1 pseudogene is annotated in these 881 nt (G+C 59.4%); it reads right to left on the bottom strand.

Going from position 1 to position 881, the window contains the following annotated elements:
- Nucleotides 1-855 (bottom strand): annotated as a pseudogene (locus tag EXE45_RS17015) (hypothetical protein); the annotation flags it as partial.
- Nucleotides 856-881: the final 26 nt, after the last annotated feature.

The following is an 881-nucleotide window of genomic DNA, read 5'->3' on the forward strand; positions in this document are numbered from 1 at the left end:
AGAGACCACCAGCTCGACGTTGTTAATCCCACCGAGACCTTCGAGTGCCTCCTGTAGCACGTCGAGTGTTGCCTCGCGGGTGTTGTCCTGAATCGACTCCGTATCGATGATGAGGACAGCCTCGCCTTCCGAGTCCCCACCAGCGCTGATGAAGCTCTCCGGAATATGATTCGTTCCGAAGTGGTCGGCGAACTCCGCTGCGGACCCCTCGAAGCCAGCCTCGAAGACGCTGGAAGAGGTGTCCGTTCCTTGTGCGACGTACTCGAACACGATGGAGGTTGCTTCCCCTATACTATCTAAATCTTTGAGCTTGTTCGAGATGAACCACGCTCGCTCCCAGACTTGGTCGCCCTCCAGTTCGATTTCGATGGTGTCGACCTCGACGACGATGTCGCTGCTGGACACATCGTAGTTGTCTCGTAGGCTCATCTTCTTCTGGTCGATAGCGCTGTTCACGTCCGAGAACGCGCCCGTGATTGCACTCGGGGAGTCCGTGCTGGCGTTGAACGACAGCTCGGAACGCTGTGGCGGACTGACTCCACCACTGGTCCCACCACCGCCCGTTCCTCCGGCCGTGCCACCAGTCCCAGCACTGCTGCCGCCTTCCGAGCCGCCTTCGTCTTCGCCTTCTTCTTCGGTATCCTCGGGGAAGTCGAGGTCGTGTTCGGCGAGCAGCTTCTCTCCGTCGCCGAAGACGTGGTGGTCGTCGCTAATCAGGACACTCGACATTGGAAGGTCCGTAGACATCTGCTCGGCCTCGGAGAGCGTTTTCTCACCTTCGGCGGTGTTCACGGTCATTCCTTCCGAGCAGTACCCCTCGTCGACCGTGTCGTCCCAGAACACGTACGTCGACATATCGCTGGTCGTCACGGCTCGGATGG

This window comes from Halorubrum sp. SP9, from assembly GCF_005435015.1.
In the GTDB taxonomy this organism is placed as follows: domain Archaea; phylum Halobacteriota; class Halobacteria; order Halobacteriales; family Haloferacaceae; genus Halorubrum; species Halorubrum sodomense.